General features: G+C 64.0%; 18 protein-coding genes. 11 read left to right on the top strand and 7 right to left on the bottom strand.

All coding sequences use genetic code 11. The annotated features are described in order from the left end of the window. From PQR54_RS07820 to PQR54_RS07810, 3 genes are all read left to right on the top strand, one after another. Positions 1 to 2322, top strand: coding sequence for a hybrid sensor histidine kinase/response regulator (locus PQR54_RS07820; RefSeq protein ID WP_408244811.1), 2322 nt, complete (start codon positions 1 to 3; stop codon positions 2320 to 2322). A gap of 130 nt (positions 2323 to 2452) precedes the next feature. Then, complete coding sequence (gene zapE / locus PQR54_RS07815) at positions 2453 to 3556, top strand: cell division protein ZapE (protein ID WP_408244810.1); 1104 nt, start codon at positions 2453 to 2455, stop codon at positions 3554 to 3556. 209 nt (positions 3557 to 3765) lie between these two features. Beyond that, positions 3766 to 4851 carry a hypothetical protein gene (locus tag PQR54_RS07810; RefSeq protein WP_408244809.1) on the top strand — a complete coding sequence of 362 codons (1086 nt, stop codon included), beginning with the start codon at positions 3766 to 3768 and terminating at the stop codon, positions 4849 to 4851. A gap of 107 nt (positions 4852 to 4958) precedes the next feature. Here the strand turns inward: PQR54_RS07810 and tkt are convergent, their stop codons facing one another. The 3 genes from tkt to PQR54_RS07795 form a co-directional block, all read right to left on the bottom strand. After that, positions 4959 to 7043, bottom strand: a complete 2085-nt coding sequence (gene tkt, locus PQR54_RS07805) for a transketolase (protein ID WP_408244808.1) — start codon at positions 7041 to 7043, stop codon at positions 4959 to 4961. Between the two features lie 261 nt (positions 7044 to 7304). Continuing rightward, entirely contained in the window at positions 7305 to 7850 is a 546-nt protein-coding gene (locus PQR54_RS07800; protein WP_408244807.1) for a cupin domain-containing protein, read from the bottom strand. Between the two features lie 253 nt (positions 7851 to 8103). Then, positions 8104 to 8364, bottom strand: coding sequence for a hypothetical protein (locus PQR54_RS07795; RefSeq protein ID WP_408244806.1), 261 nt, complete (start codon positions 8362 to 8364; stop codon positions 8104 to 8106). Positions 8365 to 8522: 158 nt separating this feature from the next. Here PQR54_RS07795 and PQR54_RS07790 point away from each other — a divergent pair, with 158 nt between their 5' ends. After that, positions 8523 to 8759 (top strand): hypothetical protein, encoded by a 237-nt coding sequence (locus tag PQR54_RS07790; protein ID WP_408244805.1) that lies wholly within the window; start codon positions 8523 to 8525, stop codon positions 8757 to 8759. Between the two features lie 64 nt (positions 8760 to 8823). On the opposite strand, the gene PQR54_RS07785 is transcribed toward PQR54_RS07790, so the two are convergent. After that, the gene (locus PQR54_RS07785; protein WP_408244804.1) at positions 8824 to 9069 is read right to left on the bottom strand and encodes a DUF6723 family protein; all 246 of its coding nucleotides are present in this window, start codon (positions 9067 to 9069) and stop codon (positions 8824 to 8826) included. Positions 9070 to 9263: 194 nt separating this feature from the next. Here PQR54_RS07785 and PQR54_RS07780 point away from each other — a divergent pair, with 194 nt between their 5' ends. Continuing rightward, positions 9264 to 9464, top strand: a complete 201-nt coding sequence (locus PQR54_RS07780; RefSeq protein WP_408244803.1) for a hypothetical protein — start codon at positions 9264 to 9266, stop codon at positions 9462 to 9464. 134 nt (positions 9465 to 9598) lie between these two features. Then, positions 9599 to 11968 carry an FdhF/YdeP family oxidoreductase gene (locus PQR54_RS07775; RefSeq protein WP_408244802.1) on the top strand — a complete coding sequence of 790 codons (2370 nt, stop codon included), beginning with the start codon at positions 9599 to 9601 and terminating at the stop codon, positions 11966 to 11968. Between the two features lie 66 nt (positions 11969 to 12034). On the opposite strand, the gene PQR54_RS07770 is transcribed toward PQR54_RS07775, so the two are convergent. Further along, positions 12035 to 13141, bottom strand: coding sequence for a porin (locus PQR54_RS07770; protein WP_494478078.1), 1107 nt, complete (start codon positions 13139 to 13141; stop codon positions 12035 to 12037). 298 nt (positions 13142 to 13439) lie between these two features. On the opposite strand from PQR54_RS07770, the gene PQR54_RS07765 reads away from it, so the two are divergent. Beyond that, positions 13440 to 14669, top strand: a complete 1230-nt coding sequence (locus tag PQR54_RS07765) for an AAA family ATPase (protein WP_408244801.1) — start codon at positions 13440 to 13442, stop codon at positions 14667 to 14669. A 5-nt stretch (positions 14670 to 14674) separates the two neighbouring features. Continuing rightward, on the top strand, positions 14675 to 16423 hold the full coding sequence (locus tag PQR54_RS07760) for a cobaltochelatase CobT-related protein (protein WP_408244800.1): 1749 nt from the start codon (positions 14675 to 14677) through the stop codon (positions 16421 to 16423). Positions 16424 to 16450: 27 nt separating this feature from the next. Here the strand turns inward: PQR54_RS07760 and PQR54_RS07755 are convergent, their stop codons facing one another. Together PQR54_RS07755 and PQR54_RS07750 are read right to left on the bottom strand one after the other, a co-directional pair. Continuing rightward, a complete protein-coding gene (locus tag PQR54_RS07755; protein WP_408244799.1) occupies positions 16451 to 17284 on the bottom strand; it encodes a class II glutamine amidotransferase in 834 nt (277 codons plus the stop codon). 52 nt (positions 17285 to 17336) lie between these two features. Continuing rightward, positions 17337 to 18014, bottom strand: coding sequence for a MarC family protein (locus PQR54_RS07750; protein WP_106308723.1), 678 nt, complete (start codon positions 18012 to 18014; stop codon positions 17337 to 17339). A 373-nt stretch (positions 18015 to 18387) separates the two neighbouring features. Between PQR54_RS07750 and PQR54_RS07745 the strand changes: the two genes are divergently transcribed. The 3 genes from PQR54_RS07745 to glgA all read left to right on the top strand — a co-directional run bounded on the left by PQR54_RS07745 (position 18388) and on the right by glgA (position 21979). Continuing rightward, entirely contained in the window at positions 18388 to 18603 is a 216-nt protein-coding gene (locus tag PQR54_RS07745; protein WP_116144978.1) for a DUF3311 domain-containing protein, read from the top strand. After that, on the top strand, positions 18600 to 20072 hold the full coding sequence (locus PQR54_RS07740; protein WP_408244798.1) for a sodium:solute symporter family protein: 1473 nt from the start codon (positions 18600 to 18602) through the stop codon (positions 20070 to 20072). Before PQR54_RS07745 ends, PQR54_RS07740 begins: the two co-directional genes overlap by 4 nt. 320 nt (positions 20073 to 20392) lie before the next feature. Beyond that, the gene (glgA, locus tag PQR54_RS07735; RefSeq protein ID WP_408244797.1) at positions 20393 to 21979 is read left to right on the top strand and encodes a glycogen synthase GlgA; all 1587 of its coding nucleotides are present in this window, start codon (positions 20393 to 20395) and stop codon (positions 21977 to 21979) included. The last annotated feature ends 21 nt before the right edge of the window (positions 21980 to 22000 follow it).

The following is a 22000-nucleotide window of genomic DNA, read 5'->3' as shown; positions in this document are numbered from 1 at the left end:
ATGGACCGCCCGCTGCCCTCAGCCGACACGTTGTTCGAGCACGCCGCCTGCGGCCTGCTCGTCACCGATGCCGACGGCCGCATCCTGCGCGTGAACGCGACCTTCTGCGGCTGGCTCGGCTATGAGACCGCGGAGCTCGCCGGGGCGAGGCAAATCCAGGATCTGCTGACCGCTGGAGGCAAAGTGTTCTATCAGACGCATTGGGCGCCGCTTCTGCAAATGCAGGGTTCGGTGGCCGAGGTCAAGCTGAACGTGGTGCATCGCGACGGCCGCATGGTGCCGATGCTGCTCAACGCGGTGCGCCGCCGTCATGGCGACGCGACTTACCTCGAAGTGGCGGTGCTGATCGTCGCCGACCGTCACAAGTACGAGCAGGAGTTGCTGCTCGCGCGGCGCAATGCCGAGGCCTCCGTGGCCGCGCATCAGCGCGCGCAGCGCGAGTTGCAGGAAAGCCGCGACGTGCTGAGTCTCGCCATGCGCGGCGCGCGCATGGGCGCGTGGTCACACGAGCCGAAGTCGGGCAAGTTCTGGTGGAGCCGCGAACTCGAAGCGCTCGCGGGCTACGCCGAAGGCCGCTTTGCCAACACGCCCGGCGGCTTTTTCGAACTGATTCATCCGGGCGATCTGATCGCGCTGAACGAGGCGGTGGACCACGCGGTGGAAAGCGGTGACGACTATGTCGCCGAGTTCCGCTTTCTGCATGCGAGCGGCGACTGGTGCTGGATGGAAGGCCGCGGGCGCGCCACTTACGACCGCCACGGCGAGCCGACGACGATCTACGGCCTCGGCATCGACATCACCGAGCGCAAGGAAGCGCAGACGGTCCTGCTGCGCCAGGCGGCGATCTTCGAACACCTGAGCGACGCGATCGTGATCACCGATCTGCGCGGCAATATCACCGACTTCAACGTGGGCGGCGAACGCATGCTGGGTTATCGCATGCGTGAGATTCTCGGCAAGCCGGTAGCGCTCTTCCTGCCGCCGGAAGAGGCGCTGAATATTCGCCGCGAAGCCCTCGCGGCACTTGCCGCCGAAGGCACGTGGCGCGGCGAATTGCCGTTCGTTCGGCGCGACGGCTCGCGCGGGGTGTGCGAAACCGTGATCAAGCCGCTCGCCAACGCGCGCGGCGATGTCTACGGCGCGGTCAGCATCAATCGCGACATTACCGGGCGCCGCCATGCCGAACAGCAACTCACGCGGCTGAACCTCGAACTCTCGAAGGCCGATCGCCGCAAGGACGAATTCCTCGCCACGCTCGCGCACGAACTGCGCAATCCGCTCGCACCGATGCGCAACGTGCTCGAAATTCTGCGTCTGAAAGAGTTCGCCGATCCGCAGTTAAGCTGGTCGCGCGACGTGTTCGACCGGCAACTCCAACACATGACACATCTGGTCGACGATCTGCTGGAAGTCTCGCGCATCACTCAGGGCAAGCTCGAGTTGCGCATGCAACGGCTCGAACTGGCGCGCGCGATGCAGTCGGCTACGGAAGCAGCGCGGCCGACCGTGCAGGCCTCGTCGCATCATCTGAGCGTGACGCTGCCACGCGAGCCGCTCTATCTGGTCGCCGATCCCACGCGCCTGTCGCAAATGATCCTGAATCTGCTGAACAACGCCACCAAGTACACGCCGCCCGGCGGCACCATTTCACTCGCGGCGGAACGCGAAGGCGACGAAGCGGTGATCGTCGTGCGCGATTCCGGCATCGGCATTCCATCCGAGCATCTGGACAGCGTGTTCGAAATGTTCTCGCAACTCGCGCCCGCGTTGGACCGCTCGCAAGGCGGCCTCGGTATCGGCCTCGCGCTGGTGCGCGGCCTTGCGGAACTGCATGGCGGCACGGTCGCGGCCTTTAGCGACGGTCCCGGCAAAGGCAGCGAATTCGTAATCCGGCTGCCGGTGACGAAAACCGCGTCGGTGCCGTCCGACATCGCGCCGGTCGAGGCGCCGCACTCGGGCGGCCTGCGTGTCGTGATCGTCGACGACAATGCGGACGCCGCCGACAGCCTCGCAATGGTGCTCGAACTCGAAGGCCACGAAGTGCGCACGGCTGGCGACGGTATCGCCGGTCTCGAACTGATCGGCGCGTTCGAACCGCAGGCGGTGATTCTCGACATCGGCTTGCCGCGACTGAACGGCTATGAAGTGGCGCGGCGGATTCGCCAGGATTACCCGGAAGCCGGCATAGTGCTGATCGCCGTTACCGGCTGGGGCCAGCAGCAGGACAAGCAGACGGCTCTCGCCGCGGGCTTCGATCACCACTTCACGAAGCCGGTCGATCCAGGCGAGTTGCAGCGGGTGTTGAGCCGGCAGCGGGTATGAGCGACGAACGCGCCTTGATAAACTGACGCGATTTCCGCCCGCCGCCCGCCCTTTATGTCCATCGACACCGCTTCCGCATTCGCCGTCCTCTCTTGCGAAACCGTTTCGTCACGCGTTGGCACGCCTGCCCATGCTTGACGACGCTCAGGTCACACGCGCCCTCGCCGCGCGCGGCATCGTGCCCGACGCGAGCCAGCGCGAAGCGATTGCCGCGCTCGTCGCCTTGCTCGCTGCGAACGCCCGCCGCGCGCGATCCGGCGAGACACCGCCGCATCAAGGCGTGTATTGCTACGGGCTGCCTGGGCGTGGCAAGAGTCTGGTGGTCGATACCGTGTTCGAGTTGGCGACCTGCCGCAAGCGGCGTCTGCACTTCCACGAATTTTTGCGTGAGATGAACCGGCGGCTCGTGAGCGAGCCGCGCGGCGACGACCGCCTCGGCTCGGTGTCGCGGCAATGGCTCGACGGTATCGAGTTGCTGTGCTTCGACGAATTCCACGTGCACGATATCGCCGATGCATTCCTGATGGGCCGCTTTCTCGATACCGCAATCGGTCTCGGCACACGCATCGTCCTCACCTCGAACTACGCGCCGGAGGGCCTGCTGTCCGACCCGGAGTTTCACGAGCGTTTTCTGCCGACCATCGAGCAGATCAAACGTTGCTTCACCGTGATTCATTTCGACGGCGCGCGCGACTACCGTTTCGGCGGCGAAGAAGCGCAAGTGCCGCATTTCTTCGCGCCGCTCGATGCGACTACCGGCGAAACCTTGCTGCGGATTTTCGTGCGCTACGAAGGCAGCGAAACGCTGGAACCGGTCACGGTGAGCGCGGCGGGCCGCCCACTCGCCGCACGCGCGGCGGGCGCGGCCTTGCTATGGGCGGACTTCGAGAATCTGTGCGTGGCGAGCCGCTCGCATCTGGACTATCTGGATCTCGCCGAGCAATGGCATGGGCTGATTCTCGACAATCTGCGCACCGGGTGGCTGGCTAAATCTCACACGCTGCAGCGGCTTGTCTGGCTGGTCGATATTTTCTACGACCGCAAGCGTGCGCTGTTCATCGCGTCCGATGAACCGATCGAGACCGCGCTCAGCGGTCTGGAAGGCGCGCACGATTTGTCGCGCACGCTGAGCCGGCTCGCCGAAATGCAATCGCGCGCCTATCGCAACACACTAGACGGAACGCGCGAGGTTTCGGCGGACACGCCCACAAATGCGCTGGACGGTTCCGCGTAAGCCAGGCGACCAAGGGCGCGTTTTCTGCAAATCTTGCAAAACAATCGCAAATCCTGCGCACCTCAGTGAATCACCGTCTTCTAGAAAAGGCCGCTATTCATAGGATGAAACAGTAAAAAGCGCCCATGCGCCGCAATTCGGGAATAGGACCTGCTGCCGCCGTTGCGAGCCCATTCTTCAGCGGATAACGCACCGCTCTTCCCGTTCTCATGATCAGAACCGCTTCTGTTGCCGCGGCATTGTGCGCGGCCTGCCTTACTTCCGCCTGCGTGCATATCGGACCATCGCGCCTCAAAGCCGACCAGGTCGACTATGCGCGCGCTCTCGGCGATGCGAAGAAACGCGAGATTCTGGCCGCCGTGGTCGGGTTGCGTTACGGCGACGCGCCCGCGTTCCTGACGGTCAGCAGCATCATCGCCGCCTATACGTTCGATGCCACCGCGGGCGCTACGGTCAACGTCGGCTCGGGCAGTCAGCCAAACTACGCGCTCGCCACAAGCGGCGTGTCCTATTCGAATCACCCCACGTTCACCTTCACACCGACCACGGGCGAAGCCTTCGCCTCGGCGTACATTCGCCCGCTGGCGCCGTCGCTTGTTTTACCGCTTGCCGAAGGCGGCATTCCGATCGATCTGCTGTTGCGCATCACCGCGCAATCAGTGGGCGGCTTGCAGAACGGCAATGCGCTCGGCGGCGAAAACAGCGCGGGCGCGCCGGGGTTCTTCGAATTGCTGCGAGCCTTGCGACGTCTGCAACTGGCCGGCGAACTGAACGTCGAGTCGCGTCAGACGGACGGCAAAAGCGGCGCGATGGGCGTGTATCTGGTGATGGGCGCCACCACCAGCGGCGAGTCGCCGGCCACGGCGGCCGATCTCGCCCGCGTGCGCAAACTGCTGCATCTGTCGTCGAATACACGTACCTATGAGATCGTCTATGGGCCGTCCTCGGCATCGCAAAAGGGCGACCGGATTCCGATGGTGACACGCTCGGTGCTCGGCATCCTCTCCGACCTGGGCGCCCAGGTGCAGGTGCCCGTCGAGCGCATCAGCGACGGCTCGACCAAACCGACCGTCGGCCTGATCGGCGGCGAGACGCGGCCGACCATCATCGTGCATTCGGGCAAGACACCGCCAGAGAACGCCTACGTGATGATCGCGTATGGACCGTCGACGTACTGGGTCGATCGCAACGACTTCGACTCGAAATATGCCTTTACGGTCGTGCAGAATCTGATGGCGCTGGCTGAAGCCGATACCAGCAGCAAGGCGCCGGTGGTGACGATTCCGGCGAATTGATCGTGCGATAGCAGCGGCTTAGGGATTTGCGGATTCGCCGCGTGCCATAAAAAACCGGCGGCTCTCATCGAACCACCGGTTTCTCATTGCGCACCTTTCCGTACCTTTTATTCCTGACTGGTCTTCGACTTCACCCGCTCGATCTGCTGCTTCGCCGCTTCATACACATGCTCCGGCGTGAAGCCGAACTTCTTCTTCAGATCGGCGAGCGGCGCGGATGCGCCGAACGTATGCATCACCACCTGCGCGCCGAGACGGCCCACATAGCGGTCCCAGCCAAGCGAGGCAGCCTGTTCGACGGCGACGCGCGCGTCGACGTCCGACGGCAACACCGATTCCTGATACGCCTCGTCCTGGCGCTCGAAGATGTCCCACGACGGCATCGACACCACACGCGCCGCGATCCCCTCTCCTTTGAGCTTTTCGTACACGTCGACGCACACCGAGAGTTCGCTGCCCGTCGCCATCAGGATCACTTGCGGCTTCTGTCCATCGGCTGCATCGGCGAGCACATAAGCGCCCTTCTGCGTGCCGCTGGCGGCGGCATAGCGGCTGCGGTCCAAGGTGGGCAACGCCTGACGCGACACCACGATGCACGACGGCCGCCGCGGATCGGTCAGCGCCACACGCCAGGCCTCGGCGACTTCGTTGGCATCGCCCGGACGCAGCACGGTGAGGCCCGGCACGCCGCGCAGCGAGGCCAGTTGCTCGATCGGCTGATGGGTCGGACCGTCTTCGCCCACGCCGATCGAATCGTGCGTGAACACGAAGATGGACGGGACTTCCATGATGGCCGAGAGGCGGATCGGCGGCTTCATGTAGTCGCTGAAAATCAGGAACGTGGAGCCGAACGGCCGCAGATTCGACAACGCGAGGCCGTTTACCGCCGCGCCCATCGCATGTTCGCGGATGCCGAAGTGCAGATTGCAGCCGCCGTAGCTATCGTGCTCGAAGCTGCCCGCGCCCTCGAATTTCAGATTGGTTTTGGTGGACGGCGAGAGATCGGCCGCGCCGCCGATCATCCACGGTACGCGCGCGGCAATCGCGTTGAGCACCTTGCCCGACGAATCGCGTGACGCGACGCCCTTCGGGTCGGCATCGAACGTGGGGATGTCGCTGTCCCAGCCCGCCGGCAATTCGTGTGCTTCCATCTGCGCGAATTCACGCGCGAGTTCCGGGTACTTCTTGTTGTAAGCGTCGTATTGCGCCTGCCATGCCTCGCGCGCCGCCTTGCCGCGCGCGCCGATGCCGGCCGCGAAGCGCTCGTGCACGCCGTCCGGCACATAGAAGAATTTATCCTCGGGCCAGCCATACGCCTTCTTGGTGAGCGCGACTTCTTCGACGCCGAGCGCTTCGCCATGCGCCGACGAACTGTCCTGCTTGTGCGGCGAGCCCCAGCCGATGATGCTATGCACGACGATCAGCGTCGGCCTGTCGGTGATGCTCTTTGCCTCGACGAAAGCGGCTTCGAGCGCGGCGGCGTCGTTGGCGTCGTTCACGCGCAGTGTGTGCCAGTTGTAGCCGCGGAACCGGCTTTCCACGTCGTCGCTGTACGCGAGGTCCGTGTGGCCCTCGATCGTCACGCGGTTGCTGTCGTAGATCCAGATCAGATTGGACAGTTTCAGATGCCCGGCGAGCGATGCCGCTTCGTGCGAGATGCCTTCCATCATGTCGCCGTCGCCGCATAGCGCGTAGACGCGATGGTCGAAGAGCGGCGCATCCGGCTTGTTGAAGTGGCTCTCGCACCAGCGCCCCGCCATCGCCATGCCGACGCTGTTGCCGAGTCCCTGGCCGAGCGGGCCGGTGGTGGTCTCGACGCCGGTGGTCATGCGGTATTCGGGGTGCCCCGGCGTGTTGCTGCCGATCTGGCGGAAATGCTCGATGTCGTCGAGCGAGACGGCGGGCCTGGCGGTCGGCTTGCCGTCGTCATCCACCGCTTTCACGCTGGCCAGATGCAGCAGCGAATACAGCAGCATCGACGCATGCCCCACCGAGAGCACGAAGCGATCGCGGTTCGGCCACAACGGCTCGTCGGGATCGTACACAAGATGGTTTTGCCACAGATGATAGGCCACGGGTGCCAGTGCCATCGGCGTGCCGGGGTGACCGGAATTGGCCTTTTGCACAGCGTCCATCGACAGCGTGCGGATCGTGTTGATACACAGCTGATCGAGGGCGGGATCGTTTTGCATGGGACACTCCTTGTTCGGCGGTTGAAGATAAAGCCGGAACGCACCGTGTCGGCGCACCCGGCGAACCGTGTTACGTGGAAGAACGCATGAGGAACCGCTGCGAGGCTCAACGATGATGCGCCGATGCGCGCAAATCTGCACGGAGCGTTACACGCGGCATTCGGGCGGGCTTGCAGCGGGATGCGGATCTTTCAGCGGGCTTGCGATTCGAACCCGCTCAGACCGGCGCGGACACACAAAATGAAACGGCGTGCGCCAGCATCAAGCCGCGCGCAGCCAATGCTCGACCAGAGGACCATGCTTGCCGTCGATCGGATCCAGCGGCGGAAAAGGCAACGCCTCCATGGCCGCCAGTTCGTCCGGCGTAAGCGCTTCGCGGCGGATGTCCCACTGTTGGCCCTCCGGATAGCCGGCGACAACCCGAAAATGCCGCGCGAACGATTGCAGGCAGTGGCCGGTGCCGGCCGGCAGCAGGATCGCGTCGCCGGCGGATAGCGTCACCACTTTGCCACCCGGACCGCCGATGATCACCTGCGCGGAGCCGTCCGTTACGCCGAGTATCTCGTGCGCCGTGGCGTGGAAATGGTGATAGTCGAAGATGCCGTCGCGCCATTGCGGCGGCCACGCGTTGCGTTCGAAGAGGATTTCGAAGGCGGCCGCGAGGTCGCCGCTCTCCGGCATGAGCGCGCGCCGGTAGATCACGACGGGCAGGTGGCGATTATTCGGTACCCAGTCGTGCGGCTTGAGCATGAACGCTTCGTACTCGGTTTTGGCGGCGTCGAAGCCATGCTTTGAATCGTTGAACATGGTTTGCTCCCTGGCGTCCTGAAGATCGCAGTGCTCCGTTGAAGCCGGCGTAGAAGACACTGTGCTCGTCGGCTCGGGCGATCTTTTCAGCGCCGCATAAAGCGCGCCTGCCTTGGCATCGGCTTCTTTTCGGGCGTGTTTGTACGCGCTGCCGTGACGGTGGACGAATTTTGCAAACATATGAGGTATTGCTCGCTGGTTACGCCGGCTTGCGTGGCATCGGCCGCGAGGGTCGAGTGCCGCGCACGCTGCATCATTCCTTGTGCTGCGTTTCGCGTCCGCCGCCTCCGGGCGGCTCCGCATGCGTGTCGGTGCCGAGCGGCACTTCGGCGGTTTGTGCCGGGCGCTCGTTCGAACGCGGCGGATTGGTTGCCTTATCGACGCCGGTCTGCTCCACGGGCTCGATGCCGAGCGGGCTGGGTTCGATATAGTGCGTGCCGCTCGGCTTGTTGCGCTGTTTGACCTCGTCCGTGACCAATGCGTCCAGCTCGTCCTGTGATTTGATGTCCTGCATGTCGCTCTCCTCGTGACGTCGGATATAGCTTCGATGCAGCAACATCCGGACCCTCCCTGTCAAAGCGCGTCGCTGCACGTGAGCGGCAGGCTGGGCACGGCCGTTGCGCCAAGTGTGCTGAAGGTCTGGACCGACATTTGTAAAAAAAGGAGAACCTCATGACGATGACGACGATTCGCGTGTCCGATACCGAAGTGCAAGTCGAACGCACTTTGTACACATTCGCGCAAAAGAACGACGCGGACGCATTCCAGCGCTGCCTCGCCGATTCCTCGATCGACAGTTGCTACCGCACCCATCCGCCGCTCTCGGCACAGCCGACCATGCCGGACGAACAGCCCGACGACCCGGCCCGCGGCAGCACGATTTCTCCGTCGCTCGGCGGGATGCCATAAGTAAATCGGTCTTTCCGGCGGCGCGCATGCGCCGCCATCCGTCAATACCCTCAATTCTCAGCCCTCACTTCTCAGGGCTCGCACGATCCGCTGCCACGATCTCCCGCCCATAGTCGATCGCGGCGCGGCGCGCTTCGTCGGCGGTCGCGTAAGGCCCGATTTCGGGCGCGCCATCGAATGGAAACAGAATTTTTCTGTCCGCTTTCCTGACGACCTTCAGTCCACCTACGTAACGGCCGTCGCCTGTTCCGTGATAGCTGGCGAAAATCTCGAAGTTGTCGTCGGCAACGTCGGCCTTATGTCGCGCCATTTTGTCTTTCCCTTATCCCTGCACTTCAGTGCGTCATGTTCCGTGTGATATCGCGGCGCTTACCGCCGCAGTGGCGGACGCGCTTGCCGTGGTCGAGCAATAGCCGTTCCACACGGTACGCGCTGCGTTGGGGGCGGCTCGAGCCGGTGGCATGCCGGTTGCGATTCACATGCACGCACATGACGGAGACCACGATGACGCTAACGACGAACACGCCCTGGATGCCGCGTTTGCATCTACACACGCCGATGCCACCGGAAATCGACCCGGACGCGCCGCCCCCGACCAGCGATCCCGATCCATCGCCGCCGCCTGACGATGTACCGCCCAATGATCCGGATCGTGCGCCCGAAGGCGATCCGCCTGCCAGGCCGCCGCCGGTCAGCGCCGCGTGACCTTGGCCAACGAGATCGCGCACAGTGAAAGCGAGTCTGGTTCGTTGTAAGCGCAAATTAATCCAGTGGTCCGGTAATTGCGGACTCTTCGGGCAAACCGGTGTGCAAGGACCGGCAACCCGCCAGGAGTCACCATGAGCATTGACCACACCGTCGACACCGCGCCCGAGAGCGGCGCGAAAGGCACACCCGACGCACCGGATAGCGCGCCCATCAAGCCATATCGCAACGCCGCCGGAGGCTGGGGCTCAGTGAAAGCGGTCGCGTCGATCCTCGTGCAGGAACACGTGACGTTGAATGGCAGCCGCATTCTCGCCAGGCAGAACAAGGCTGACGGATTTGCCTGCGTGAGCTGTTCGTGGGCCAAACCCGCGGACCCGCATCTTTTCGAATTCTGTGAGAACGGCGCGAAGGCGACCGCGTGGGAAATCACCAGTAAACGGGTCGACGCGGACTTCTTCGCCGACCACACGCTGAGTGAATTGCGCTCATGGAGCGGGCTGGAACTCGAATCGCGCGGCCGGCTAACCACGCCGATGCGCTGGGACGCCGCGACCGACCGCTACGTGCAGACCACCTGGCAACATGCGTTCACCGAAATCGCGAGCGAACTGCAAGCAATGGAACCGAACGAAGCGGTGTTCTACGCGTCGGGCCGCGCGTCGCTGGAAACCTCTTACATGTATGCCCTGTTGGCGCGCCTCTACGGCACCAACAACCTGCCGGACAGTTCGAACATGTGCCACGAAAGCACTTCGGTCGGCTTGCCGAAGACGATCGGCGTGCCGGTCGGAACCGTGCAACTCGAAGATTTCGAGCACACCGACTGCATGCTGTTCTTCGGCCACAACACCGGCACCAACGCGCCGCGCATGCTGCATCAGTTGCAGGATGCACGCAAACGTGGCGTAGAGATCATCACCTTCAATCCGCTCAAGGAACGCGGGCTCGTCACCTTCGCGAACCCGCAGTCGCCGCTCGACATGCTCACCCCGTCCGACACGCGGATCAGCACGCAATATCATCAGGTGAAGATCGGCGGCGACGCGGCGGCGATTGCCGGACTCTGCAAGCTGCTGATCGAGTGGGACGACGCCGCGCAACGCGACGGTGAGCCACGCGTGCTCGACGCCGCCTTCATCGCGGAGCATACGCATGGCTTCGACGAGTTCGCCGACGCGATGCGCGCCATTTCATGGGAAGAGATCGAACGCCACTCGCAACTCAGCCGCGCCGCGCTCGAAGACGCGGCACGTGTCTACGCGAAAGCGAATGCCGCGATGGTGCTTTACGGGATGGGCATCACCCAGCATCGCAGCGGCGTGCACAACGTGCAGATGCTGTCGAACCTGCTGCTTCTGCGCGGCAATATCGGCCGGCCGGGTGCAGGCATCTGCCCGATTCGCGGTCATTCGAACGTGCAGGGACAGCGCACGGTCGGCATCACGGAGAAGCCTGAACTCGCGCCGCTCGACAAGCTGAAGGAACTCTACGGCTTCGAGCCGCCGCGCGACAAAGGCATGACCACGGTCGAAGCCTGCCGCGGCGTGCTCGACGGCAAGGTCAAAGCGTTCATCGGCCTGGGCGGCAATTTCCAGGTGGCGATTCCCGATCATCATGTGATGGACCCCGCGTGGCAGCGTTTGCGGCTCACGGTGCAGATCGCCACCAAACTCAATCGCAGCCATCTGCTGCACGGCGAGGTCGCGTATCTGCTGCCGTGCCTCGGGCGCATCGAGATCGACCGTCAGGCGAGCGGCGAGCAATGGGTCAGCGTGGAGGACAGCACGGCCTGCGTGCACGGCTCGCACGGGCTCGCCGAGCCGGCCGGCGACATGCTGCTGTCGGAGCCCGCCATCGTCGCGGGTCTTGCAAAGGCACTGCTGCCGCGAAATCCGAAGATCGACTGGGATGCCTGGGTCGACGACTACTCACTGGTGCGCGACGCAATCGAACGTACCTATCCGGATCAGTTCAAGGACTTCAACGAGCGCTTCAGGCAAGCCGGCGGCTTTCACCGGCCGCTCGCGGCTTGCGAGCGCAAATGGAACACGGAAAGCGGCAAGGCGAATTTCATCGCGCCCGAGACGCTCGACGAAGACGCCGACATGCCGTCGCGAGGCCCCGACGTGCTGCGCCTGATGACGACCCGCGGCGACAGCCAGTTCAACACAACCGTCTACGGTCTCGACGACCGCTTCCGCGGCGTGTACGGCAGCCGCAACGTGCTGCTCATGCATCAGGACGACATGACACAGCGCGGCTTCGCGGAGGGCGACGCGGTGTGCATCTCCACCGTCTCGAACGACGACGTAACGCGCGAAGTAGACGGCATGCATGTCCACGCGTTCGACATTCCGCCCGGCTGCATCATGGGTTACTACCCGGAATGCAATCGCCTGATTCCGCTCTCGCATCACGCGGAATCGAGTCAGGTGCCGGCGTCGAAGTCGATTCCGGTGCGGCTGCGCAAGTCGGCGGTGAGCGAGGATCTGGCGGCGTAAGACTGCGCAAAGGGCGCGCCGATGCGAACCGGCGCGCCCTTTAACCATCCGCTTTTTAACCGCTCTTCAGAACTGATGCAGCATCCCAACATACGCACCGGTTTGCGATTCGCCCACCAGCGGACTCGTATTGTTGGTCGCGTCGCGCGGCGACGCTTCCAGCGAGAAATTCGAGTTGCTGCCGTTGCGCACGTAGCCCACGGTGCCGTACAGGAAGGTGCGCTTGGACAGGTTGTAGGTGGTGCCGAGCACGTACATCATCGCGTGGCCGGAGGGGTCGTGCGCGGCATCGCCCGAGCCGTCGCCGACCTTCACATAGAAACCGCCCGCCGTCATCGCCCAGCGCGGCAGGAAGTTGTAGGTGGCGCCGAGCCAGTAATGATCGGCCGAGTCGGCGACGCCGACCGGTGAATCCGGCGCCGAGTAATGCGTGTAGGCGCCCTGGATCTTCACCGAGTCGAAATGCACGTTGACGCCGGCGAAATATTCGCGGGATGCCTGGAAGATGTTGCTGAAGCGGCCGTTGTTGTCGCGCAGCTCGTCGTAGATGCCGCGCACGTCGAAGAGCGGCGAGTGATAGGTCAGCATGATGCCGTCCGAGCGGCCGAACTCGCCTGCCGCGCCGCTGTTGAAAGCGCCCGCCTGATTGCCGAACGCATATTGCGCCTGCACATCGAAACCCCAGAACACCGGGCTGTGGTACTCGACGTTGTTGCTGGTTTGCTGCCAGTTGCGCCCGCGCACGAGCGAGGCCGACGAAAACGCCTGCTGCACGAACGGATCGAATTCCCATACGCCGTCGCTGTCGATAAACAGATTACGGCCAGCTTGCAACGTGCCCCACTGCTCGCTCTTCAAACCGACGAACGCGCGCCGCGACCAGAGCCGCCCGCCGCTCGTCGTACCGTTCATGACCTGCAAACCGGTTTCGAGGTTGAAGATCGCATTGAGGCCGCCGCCCAGATCTTCGTTGCCTTTGAGGCCGAGCATGCTGGTGCCCCAGTCGCCGCCTTCGGCGCTCCAGCGGCTCGAACTGCCGCCCGCGCCATTATTGATGTGATTCAGGTATTCAAGGCCGGCATCGAGGCGGCCATATAAGCTCACGCTGGTTTGACCGTATGCCAGCGGACTTGCGACGGCGAGGGCCGCCATTAATTTTGTATGTAGTCTCATTGTTTTGCCGTCAATTTTTTGTGTCGCGATGCAGACCAAAGCGGACTGCGGATGCTTTCAAACACGATCGGCGAGAAAGATGTCGGTAACGCCGCAGCGCCAGGTCCGACGAACTATAGGCGAGCGGCGCTTCATGGCCTATTCGATTGACGCAATAAATATTTGCCCGGCATGCGCTCGACAAAGCCCGCTTGCCAATGCAAAGGAAGATCGAAAGGCACTCAAGATAAGATAGTCGGTCATTCGGCCTCAGCCAAATTGCAATGCATGATTCGTTATTGACTATTCAACCTCTGCCATGAACGCGCCCGAACTGACCGAAGACGAAAACCTTGGCCTTTACCAACGCGCAACGGAGAACGGCGCGGAATGGTGGCGCGTCAGCGTGGCCGACCGGCCGGAAAACTATCGGCTCGAACATGGTGTCGACAACGGCGGCGGCCCTGGCGCGGTCGATATCGATCTCGTGGTCGACGCGGAAAATCTGCGCGCGAAGCTGAAGAAATGGCGCCGCGAAGGCTTTGCGATGGATACAGCCGACGCCGCGAGCGAGCAGTCCGCAGCCGGCCGCGTCGCCTTCATGGCGGAATTGCAGCGCGTCGCGGCGCGGGCTTCGGCGGCGAAACACCGGCAGCCGGAAGGCACGGCCGGGACCGTGCGCATCGGGCATGTGGACGTGCCGTGTGGCGTCGGCAATTCGCTCGTGCCGCGCATCAATCCGGCCTATCTGTTCTCCGAGCGCTTCAATGACATTGTCGAGGACATCGTCGAGAACCGTCGCGTGATGCTGATCGGCCATACCGGCGCCGGCAAGACGAGCCTGATCGAACAGGTCGCGGCGCGTTCGCGGCACGGCGTGCTGCGCTCGAACATGAACGGGCAGACCACCGTCGGCGACTTCGTCGGCTTCTGGACCGTCAAGGGCGGCGAGACGCTGTGGGTCGACGGCGTGCTGCCCACGGCCATGCGCGAGGGACTCTGGCTGATCGTCGACGAAATCGATTTCGCCGAACCGTCGATTCTCGCCGCCCTCACCGCCGTGCTCGAACCGCACGGCCGCCTCGTGCTGAAGGAGAAAGGCAACGAGATCGTCGCGCCGCATCCGGCCTTCCGCCTGTTCGCCACGGCGAATGCGGTCGGCGCGATGAGCCAGTTCCGGCACCTGTATCAGGGCGCCAATCTGATGAACGAGGCGTTTCTGGATCGCTGGCGCGTGTATCTGCTCGACTATCTGACGCCCGCCGAAGAAGCCGACGTACTGATCGCCACCCTCGCCCCGCATATGACGCGCGCGCTCGCCACCACGCTCGCCGCAATCGCCGCCGACTGCCGCGCGGCGTTCGCGCGCGAGGATCTCTCGAGCGCGTTCTCCACCCGGCGCCTGCTCGACTGGGCCGAACTGATGCTGCGCACGGGAGACCCCGAACGCGCCGCCGGACCGGCCATCTACGCGAAGGTAAGCCCGGAAGACGCCGCGTTGATTCGCGGCATCGTTCGTCATCACATCGCGCCGACCCCACAAGCGTGAGCGCGATGCATGCAACCCGCGACACGCGCGGCTTCGCATTCGAATCCACGCTCAGCAAGGTGGCCCGTGTACTGACCGGGCAATACGGCGTGACGGTCGTGTTCAGTCCGGACGGCCCGCGCGTGGAGCCGGGCCGCATTGTGATTCCCGACTACGAGTTGGATGGCGAAGTCGAGCGCGACGTGCTGATCGGTTATCTGGATCTGCTGGTCGCGCGCGCCAAGCATGCGTCGCTCGCGCAGCTCGACGCGCTGCCCGCGGGCGTCGCCGCGAAGCTCGCGCAAGTGATCGACGACCGCCGCGTCTGTGCGCAATTGCTCGACGAATATCCGGGCGCGCGCTGGTTCATCGGCAAGCTGCGTCTGCATGCGGCCGAGCGCGTGCAGCAGCGCTGGCCGAAGCTGCACTGGCGCGACCGGCTGGTCTGGCTGGTCGAGCGCGCGTTGTGGGACGAACCGCCCACCCGGATCGAAGCGAGTCATTCGCTGCTCGCCGCCTTGCATGCCGCGGAGGATCTGCTGCACGAGGCGCGCGCGAGCCGCTCGAGCGCGCAGAGCATCGCGGCAGCGCAGGCGCTGGTGGCGCGCGTACGCGCGCTGTCGACGGGTGAGGCGAACAGCATGATGTTCACCGCGGATCCGGTCGAGGACATCGATACGGAAACGGCGGCTTCATCGTCCGCGCCAATCGACGATGACGACACCGTGCTGCCCGATCAGGACAGCGCGAACTCGCCGCCATCCGATCGAAGCGGTGGCGCGCAGGCGGACAACGCAGTCGGCATGGGTCAATCGCTGGCGGACGCGCAGCAGCCGTCCACGCGTTCTTCAGAAAGCAAAGCGGGCCGCGCGGATACGCATGCGTTCAAAGCCACACTGTCGATCCCGCTCGCCACCGAATTCGACGAGATCCGCGATCTCACGGGCCAGGGCGACAGCGCCGCGTGGCGCGAACTGCGCGCGCAGGCTCGCGCGGACACCGCGCCGCTCAAGGAAAAGCTCGAACGCGCGCTGAGCGCCGACGAACGCACGCGCTGGCGCCGCGAGCAGGAGCGCGGCGAGATCGATCGCACCGCGCTGGCGAAGCTCGCGACCTCGCCCGGTTACCGTACGCCGTTTCGCACGCAGCGGCCCGCCAAAGGACGCGACGTGGCCGTGACGCTGCTGATCGACCGCAGCGGCTCGATGGCCGGCCGCAAGATCGAACTCGCGCGCCAGTGCGCGGCCGCCTTGTGCGATGCGCTGACACAACTGTCGTTCGATTGCGAAGTGCTCGGTTATTGCTCGGTCGAATCGGCGCCCATGAAGCAGCTCTACGAGCGGCAACTCGCTGGCGGCGCGGATCTACGGCGCTACAACCGCTTCGTCGAACGGCTCGACCTGAAGGTCTATAAACGCTTCGGCGCGACGGATCTGAGCGGGATCGCCGCGATCGATTGCGGCCATGAGAATCCGGACGGCGAGGCGCTGGCCTGGGCCGCGACGCGCCTTGCCGACCATCAGGCCGAACGGCGCATTCTGATGATGTTCTCCGACGGCTATCCCTCCACCGGCGACGGCGACCCGCAGGTATTGCGCAGCGACCTGCGCGAGCGCGTCGCGGCCATCGGCAAGCGCGGCATCGAGCTGGTCGGGATCGGCGTGCTGACCGACGCGGTCGAGGACTTCTATCCGCACAACGTGGTGGTCAGCCGCCTTGCCGAATTGCCGTCGACCGTGTTCTCCGTGCTGAGCTCGATGCTGCTCACGCGGTGACGCCGGGGCTGACCCAGTTCACGCAAGTCACGCCGCGTGCGGCTTGAACGGATACTGTTCGATGTCGCCACCGCGTGCCACCACCGCCGTGCTCTCGGGAATCTCCTGCCACCAGCCGGGCAGGTCGGCGAGCGGCTCGGACAACACCAGAAACGCGTTCTCGCCGGCCGCCGCGATACGCGGATCGTCCGGATACAACGCGTGCAACTGCTGAAACGAGCTGCTGTGAAAGAGCGAGCGCGACTGCCCTTCGCTCGAATAGCGCACCGCGACGATCTGCTCGCCGTCGGTGGCGCACACGGTCATGTTCAGCGGTTCATCCACACCGTGCTTGTGGGCGGTCTCCTCGACGAACGCCACCATCCGCTCGAGCGCGGTGACCGGCGCCAGTTCGAGACCGAAGCTCAGCGCGAGGAAAAACATCACCTCGGAGTCGGTCGAGCCTTCAATGGACGGAAACAGATCGGAGTCGATCGCCAGCATCAGATCGCGGCGCACGGACGGATAGTTGCGGATCAGCCCGTTATGCGCGAAGAGCCAGCGGCCATAACGGAACGGATGGCAGTTGGTTTCCTGCGAAGGCGTATCCGTCGCCGCGCGGATATGCGCGACGAACAGCGGCGCGCGGATCGCCCGCGCGGCCTCGCGCAGATTGCGGTCGCTCCACGCCGGCTGGATGCAGCGGTAGCGAAACGGAATATCGGTCGGTTGGCCGTACCAGCCGATGCCGAAGCCATCGCCGTTGGTCGTGGTCTGGCCGAGCCGCGAATGCAGGCTCTGGTCGATCAGGGAATGCTTTGCGTTGAACAACACCGTTTCGAGTTGAATCGGGTTGCCCGTATAAGCGAGCCAGCGGCACATGAACTTCTCTCCTGTTCGGTTCCACGCAAGACAATGACTGTCGGGTGCGCGTCTACTTGACTACCGGCTGCATCGTCGCGATCGGAATCAGGAATTCGGAGAAGCCGGTCAACATGATCTGCACGCCGATGCACAGCAGCAAAAAGGAAGATACACGCATGGCGACCTTGGTGCCTTCCACGCCGAGGTACTTGGCGAACACCACCGCGCGGCTGTAGATCAGATAGACGGTGACGGCCACCGCCAGCGAGATCACCACCGACGCGATGCTCGAAATCACGAACTCCGAGAGCTTATGCGTGCGGTTCGCGGTCAGCGCGACAGCCGTGGCGATCGAGCCCGGCCCGGTGGTCAGCGGAATGGTGAACGGGAAAAATGCCTTCGACATCGCGTTGTCCGCGTCCACCCGCTTGACCGCCGGCTTTTCGGCCGGCTGCGTGTCGGGCGCATTGAGCATCTGCCAGCCGCCCACCGCGACCGCGAGCCCGCCGCCGATGCGCAGCGCCTGCATGGAGATGCCGAAGAAATGCAGGATCGGCGTGCCGATGAAAAACGCCACCAGCAGCACGCACATCACGTTGATGGCGATCTTGCGGGCGAGCGCGGTGCGCTCCTCCGTGGTCAACGAAGCAGTCCGGTCCAGGAAGACGAAAGCAATGCCGATTGGGTTGATGATGCTGATCAACCCGGTAAAGCCAAACAGAATGTCCGAGATCAGACTTTCGACCATATGCGTTCCGTGTCGAGCGGCGGCTCGGGCGGCTCTACTGCGCACCCGGCACGCCGCGCCATGTTGATGAAACCGGACACTCTCCGGCGCTCCGGCTGTTGCCAGGAAGTTGCTCGCGTTGCGTGGCGAGATGATATCGCGCCGCGCCAGCCAAAGCCGTAAAAAAGCCAGGCTCCGGCTGGCTTGCGGCAGCGCGCCACGCTATGCACGCCGCCTTGCAGCGCAGCAACCGGCCCTATAAAGATGCGTCCGCAACTTTCAGAAAGCCTACACTTTTTTGACCAGCTTTACGGGACCAAAGCATCCGGCATACAGTCCCCAGCGAAGCCGCACTTTCAACGAGACGTACTTACCAGTTCGAGGAGTTGCCCCCATGTTGCTTCGTGTACTCGCCGCGCTGCCGTTCATCGGCATTCTGCTCGGTGTCCCGTTTGTGAATCGTGTCGAGCCGCTGATGCTCGGCATGCCGTTCGTGCTGGCCTGGATCGTCATGTGGGTGGTGCTCAGTTCAATCATCATGGCGATCGTCTACCGTCTGGATCCGTCCAACCGTCAACTCGCCGCCGATGGCGAGGAGGTCAGTTCATGAGCGCACTCGTCATCATTGCGGCAATCACGCTGTTTGCGCTTTACCTGGGCGTGCGCGCGAAGCGCGGCCACGACATGAGCCTCGAGCAATGGACCGTGGGCGGCCGCAGCTTCGGCACCGCCTTCGTGTTCCTGCTGATGGCCGGTGAAATCTATACGACCTTCACGTTCCTCGGCGGCAGCGGCTTTGCTTATGGCAAGGGCGCGCCCGTCTATTACATCCTGGCGTACGGCACGCTCGCGTACATCCTCTCGTACTGGATGCTGCCGCCCATCTGGCGTTACGCGAAGAATCACCGCCTCGTCTCGCAACCGCACTTCTTCACGCGCAAATACGACAGCCCGGCGCTCGGCACGCTCGTCGCACTGGTCGGCGTGGCCGCGTTGATTCCCTACCTCGTGCTGCAGTTGAAGGGGCTGGGCATTATCGTCGCAACGGCCTCGTACGGCGCGATTTCGTCGACGGCGGCCGTGTGGATCGGCGCCTGTGTCGTGACGGCCTATGTGATCGTCTCCGGCGTGCGCGGCTCCGCGTGGAATTCGGTGGTGAAGGACATGCTGATTCTCGCGATCGTGCTGTTCCTCGGCATCTATTTGCCGCTGCACTATTACGGCGGCTTCGGCGACATGTTCCGCGCGATCGATGCCGCGCGCCCCGGCTTCCTGACCTTCCCGGCCAAGGGTTCGAGCGTCACATGGTTCCAGTCGACCGTGCTGCTGACGGCGCTGGGCTTCTTCATGTGGCCGCATACGTTCGGTTCGATTTTCACGGCGAAGGACGAACGCATTTTCCGCCGCAACGCGATGGTGCTGCCGCTCTATCAGCTGATTCTGCTGTTCGTGTTTTTCGTCGGCTTCGCGGCGACGCTGAAGGTGCCGGGTCTGAAGGGCGGCGACATCGACCTGTCGCTGTTCCGCCTGTCGTTGCAGACCTTCGACCCGTGGTTCGTCGGCGTGATCGGCGCGGCCGGGATTCTGACCGCGCTCGTGCCGGGATCGATGATCCTCACGTCCGCATCGACGCTGCTCGCCAACGACGTGTATCGCGGCATGGTGAGCCGCAACGCGTCGGACGCCACGGTGGCGAAGCTCGCGCGCTTCCTCGTGCCGGTGGTGGCGCTGGTGGCGGTCGGCTTCACGCTGCAAGGCGGCGAAACCATCGTCGCGTTGCTGCTGATGGGCTACAGCTTCGTGACCCAGCTCTTTCCGGCGGTGATCTGCAGCCTGCGTCCGCATAACCGCGCGACCAAGCAAGGCGCGTTTTGCGGGATTCTGGCCGGCGTCGCGGTGGTGGCCGTGACGACCACGATGCACCTGAGCATCGGTCAGTTGATGCCGTTCCTGCCCGATGCGTTGAAGGACATCAATATCGGCTTCCTGGCGTTGGCGGTGAACGTCATCGTGTTCGCGGTGGTGAGCGCGATGACGCAGCCGCGCCCGGTCGAGCAGACGCACGCGCCGGTGCATTGATTCAGGCTTTGCTGTCTGCATAGTGAATGAAGGGCTGTCGTTCCGGCGACAGCCCTTTTTATTTTTCCGACGCCGCGCCGGCTTCTGGAAACAAGTGTCAAACCTACACACCAATGAAAAAACGGCGCTGCGGGCGGCCACGCGTCAAGCCAGATAAATAGGCCTTTCAAGCCAAAGAATCGCCCTCCCGCACTGCAGCACAAACCCTCCTCGCGCCCCCTGCAAAATCGCTGAAGTCAGGCACACCGCTTGCTGAACTGACGCGTCCGCGAATCCCACCGCACTGTGCAAGTGCAAAAAACCCGTCCTTGGGGGCCACTTTGCCGCTTAACGTTCTTCTCGTCGCTTCCGAAGCCCTGCCGCTCGCCAAATCCGGCGGTCTCGGCGACATGGTCAGCGCCTATGCCGCCGCGCTGCGCGATGCCGGCGTCGATGTCTCGATCCTGATGCCCGCTTATCCGGCCGCGCTCGAACGCGCGGTCGACGTCGAGCCGGTCGCGCGCATGACGGGCCTGCCCGGCGGCGACGCGCGGCTGCTGCGCGGCCAGATGCCCGATACCGGCGTGCCGGTGCTGCTTCTGCAGATGGATCACCTGTTCGCGCGCGAAGGCCTGTATCGCGATCCGCAAGGGCGCGACTACCTGGACAACCTCACGCGCTTCGCCTCGCTTGCGGCAGCGGCCGCGCGAGTCGCGCGCGGCGTGCGCAACGTGAAGCGCCCCGACATCGTGCACGCGCACGATTGGCATGCAGGACTCACGCCGCTGTACCTGCGACTCGCGGGCGTCGCCGCGAAAAGCGTCTTCACGATTCACAACCTGGCGTTCCAGGGCAATCATCCGCTCGCCATGGGCGGCTGGATCGGCATGCCGCCGGAACTGCTGGCGCCGGCGCTCTCCGACGAACGCAGCATCGAGTTCTACGGCTCGCTGAGCATGATGAAAGCGGGCATCGTCCATTCGGATCGCGTCACCACGGTCAGCCGGCGCTATGCACGCGAGATCCTGACGCCGCACTTCGGACACGGCATGGAAGGCGTGTTGCAGGCACAGGCCGGCAAGCTGTCTGGCATCGTCAACGGTATCGACACGAGCGTGTGGAATCCGGCCACGGACAAACTCATCGCGCGCCCCTACTCCGTCGACGACACCGCCGGCAAGCAGGCCTGCAAGCGTGAACTGCAACAGGCCTTCGGTCTGACGCGCGATCCGTTCGCGCCGCTGGTCGCCATCGGCAGCCGCCTGACGGAACAGAAGCTCGCCGATGTCGTCGTGCATACGCTGCCGGCGCTGCTCGAACGGCATCCGCGGCTGCAGTTCGCGATTCTCGGCCAGGGCGAGCACGGGCTCGAACAGGCCTTGCAGGACGTCGCGGCCGCGTGGCCGGGACGCGTCGGCGTGCAGATCGGCTATGACGAGCGGCGCGCGCACATGCTGCACGCGGGCGCGGACATTCTGCTGCATGGCAGCCGCTTCGAACCGTGCGGCCTCACGCAGCTTTACGCGATGCGCTACGGCACGATTCCGGTGGCCTCGCGCGTCGGCGGTCTGGCCGATACGATCGTCGACTATGTACCGCACGATCCTCGTGCCGACCAGAAGGCAACGGGTTTCCTGTTCGACGGCGAAAGCCCGGACGACGTGATGGATGCGCTCGGCCGCGCGCTGGCCGCGTTCGTGCAACCGTCGTCGTGGCATGTGCTTCAGCGCAATGCAATGAGCCGCGACTTCGGCTGGGACGCGTCCACCGCGAACTATCTCGCGTTGTACGCGGATCTGGTCGATGCACGTCCGGCACTGCGCGATACGCGAGTTCGCAAGACTCCGGTTCGGTCGCGTACGGTCGCTGCGGGTACACACCGGGAAGAGTTCAACGCGGGCATTGGGGAGATGGCGCGAAGCGCCTGAACCGTTTTGACGCATTCGGGC

The sequence above is a fragment of the Paraburkholderia phytofirmans genome (assembly GCF_046028095.1).
GTDB lineage: Bacteria > Pseudomonadota > Gammaproteobacteria > Burkholderiales > Burkholderiaceae > Paraburkholderia > Paraburkholderia phytofirmans_A.
Note: the sequence above shows the minus strand (reverse complement) of the source record. Positions and strands in the feature narration are given on the sequence as shown.

Excerpts from the sequence above, each read along its gene's own strand:
- PQR54_RS07750 (WP_106308723.1), bottom strand. The coding sequence starts at position 18,014 with ATGGTCGAAAGTCTGATCTCGGACATTCTGTTTGGCTTTACCGGGTTG.
- PQR54_RS07745 (WP_116144978.1), top strand. The coding sequence starts at position 18,388 with ATGTTGCTTCGTGTACTCGCCGCGCTGCCGTTCATCGGCATTCTGCTC.
- PQR54_RS07785 (WP_408244804.1), bottom strand. The coding sequence starts at position 9,069 with ATGGCGCGACATAAGGCCGACGTTGCCGACGACAACTTCGAGATTTTC.
- PQR54_RS07765 (WP_408244801.1), top strand. The coding sequence starts at position 13,440 with ATGAACGCGCCCGAACTGACCGAAGACGAAAACCTTGGCCTTTACCAA.
- PQR54_RS07760 (WP_408244800.1), top strand. The coding sequence starts at position 14,675 with ATGCATGCAACCCGCGACACGCGCGGCTTCGCATTCGAATCCACGCTC.
- PQR54_RS07780 (WP_408244803.1), top strand. The coding sequence starts at position 9,264 with ATGACGCTAACGACGAACACGCCCTGGATGCCGCGTTTGCATCTACAC.
- PQR54_RS07790 (WP_408244805.1), top strand. The coding sequence starts at position 8,523 with ATGACGATGACGACGATTCGCGTGTCCGATACCGAAGTGCAAGTCGAA.
- PQR54_RS07800 (WP_408244807.1), bottom strand. The coding sequence starts at position 7,850 with ATGTTCAACGATTCAAAGCATGGCTTCGACGCCGCCAAAACCGAGTAC.
- PQR54_RS07795 (WP_408244806.1), bottom strand. The coding sequence starts at position 8,364 with ATGCAGGACATCAAATCACAGGACGAGCTGGACGCATTGGTCACGGAC.
- PQR54_RS07810 (WP_408244809.1), top strand. The coding sequence starts at position 3,766 with ATGATCAGAACCGCTTCTGTTGCCGCGGCATTGTGCGCGGCCTGCCTT.
- PQR54_RS07770 (WP_494478078.1), bottom strand. The coding sequence starts at position 13,141 with ATGAGACTACATACAAAATTAATGGCGGCCCTCGCCGTCGCAAGTCCG.
- tkt (WP_408244808.1), bottom strand. The coding sequence starts at position 7,043 with ATGCAAAACGATCCCGCCCTCGATCAGCTGTGTATCAACACGATCCGC.
- PQR54_RS07775 (WP_408244802.1), top strand. The coding sequence starts at position 9,599 with ATGAGCATTGACCACACCGTCGACACCGCGCCCGAGAGCGGCGCGAAA.
- zapE (WP_408244810.1), top strand. The coding sequence starts at position 2,453 with ATGCTTGACGACGCTCAGGTCACACGCGCCCTCGCCGCGCGCGGCATC.
- PQR54_RS07820 (WP_408244811.1), top strand. The coding sequence starts at position 1 with ATGGACCGCCCGCTGCCCTCAGCCGACACGTTGTTCGAGCACGCCGCC.
- PQR54_RS07755 (WP_408244799.1), bottom strand. The coding sequence starts at position 17,284 with ATGTGCCGCTGGCTCGCTTATACGGGCAACCCGATTCAACTCGAAACG.
- PQR54_RS07740 (WP_408244798.1), top strand. The coding sequence starts at position 18,600 with ATGAGCGCACTCGTCATCATTGCGGCAATCACGCTGTTTGCGCTTTAC.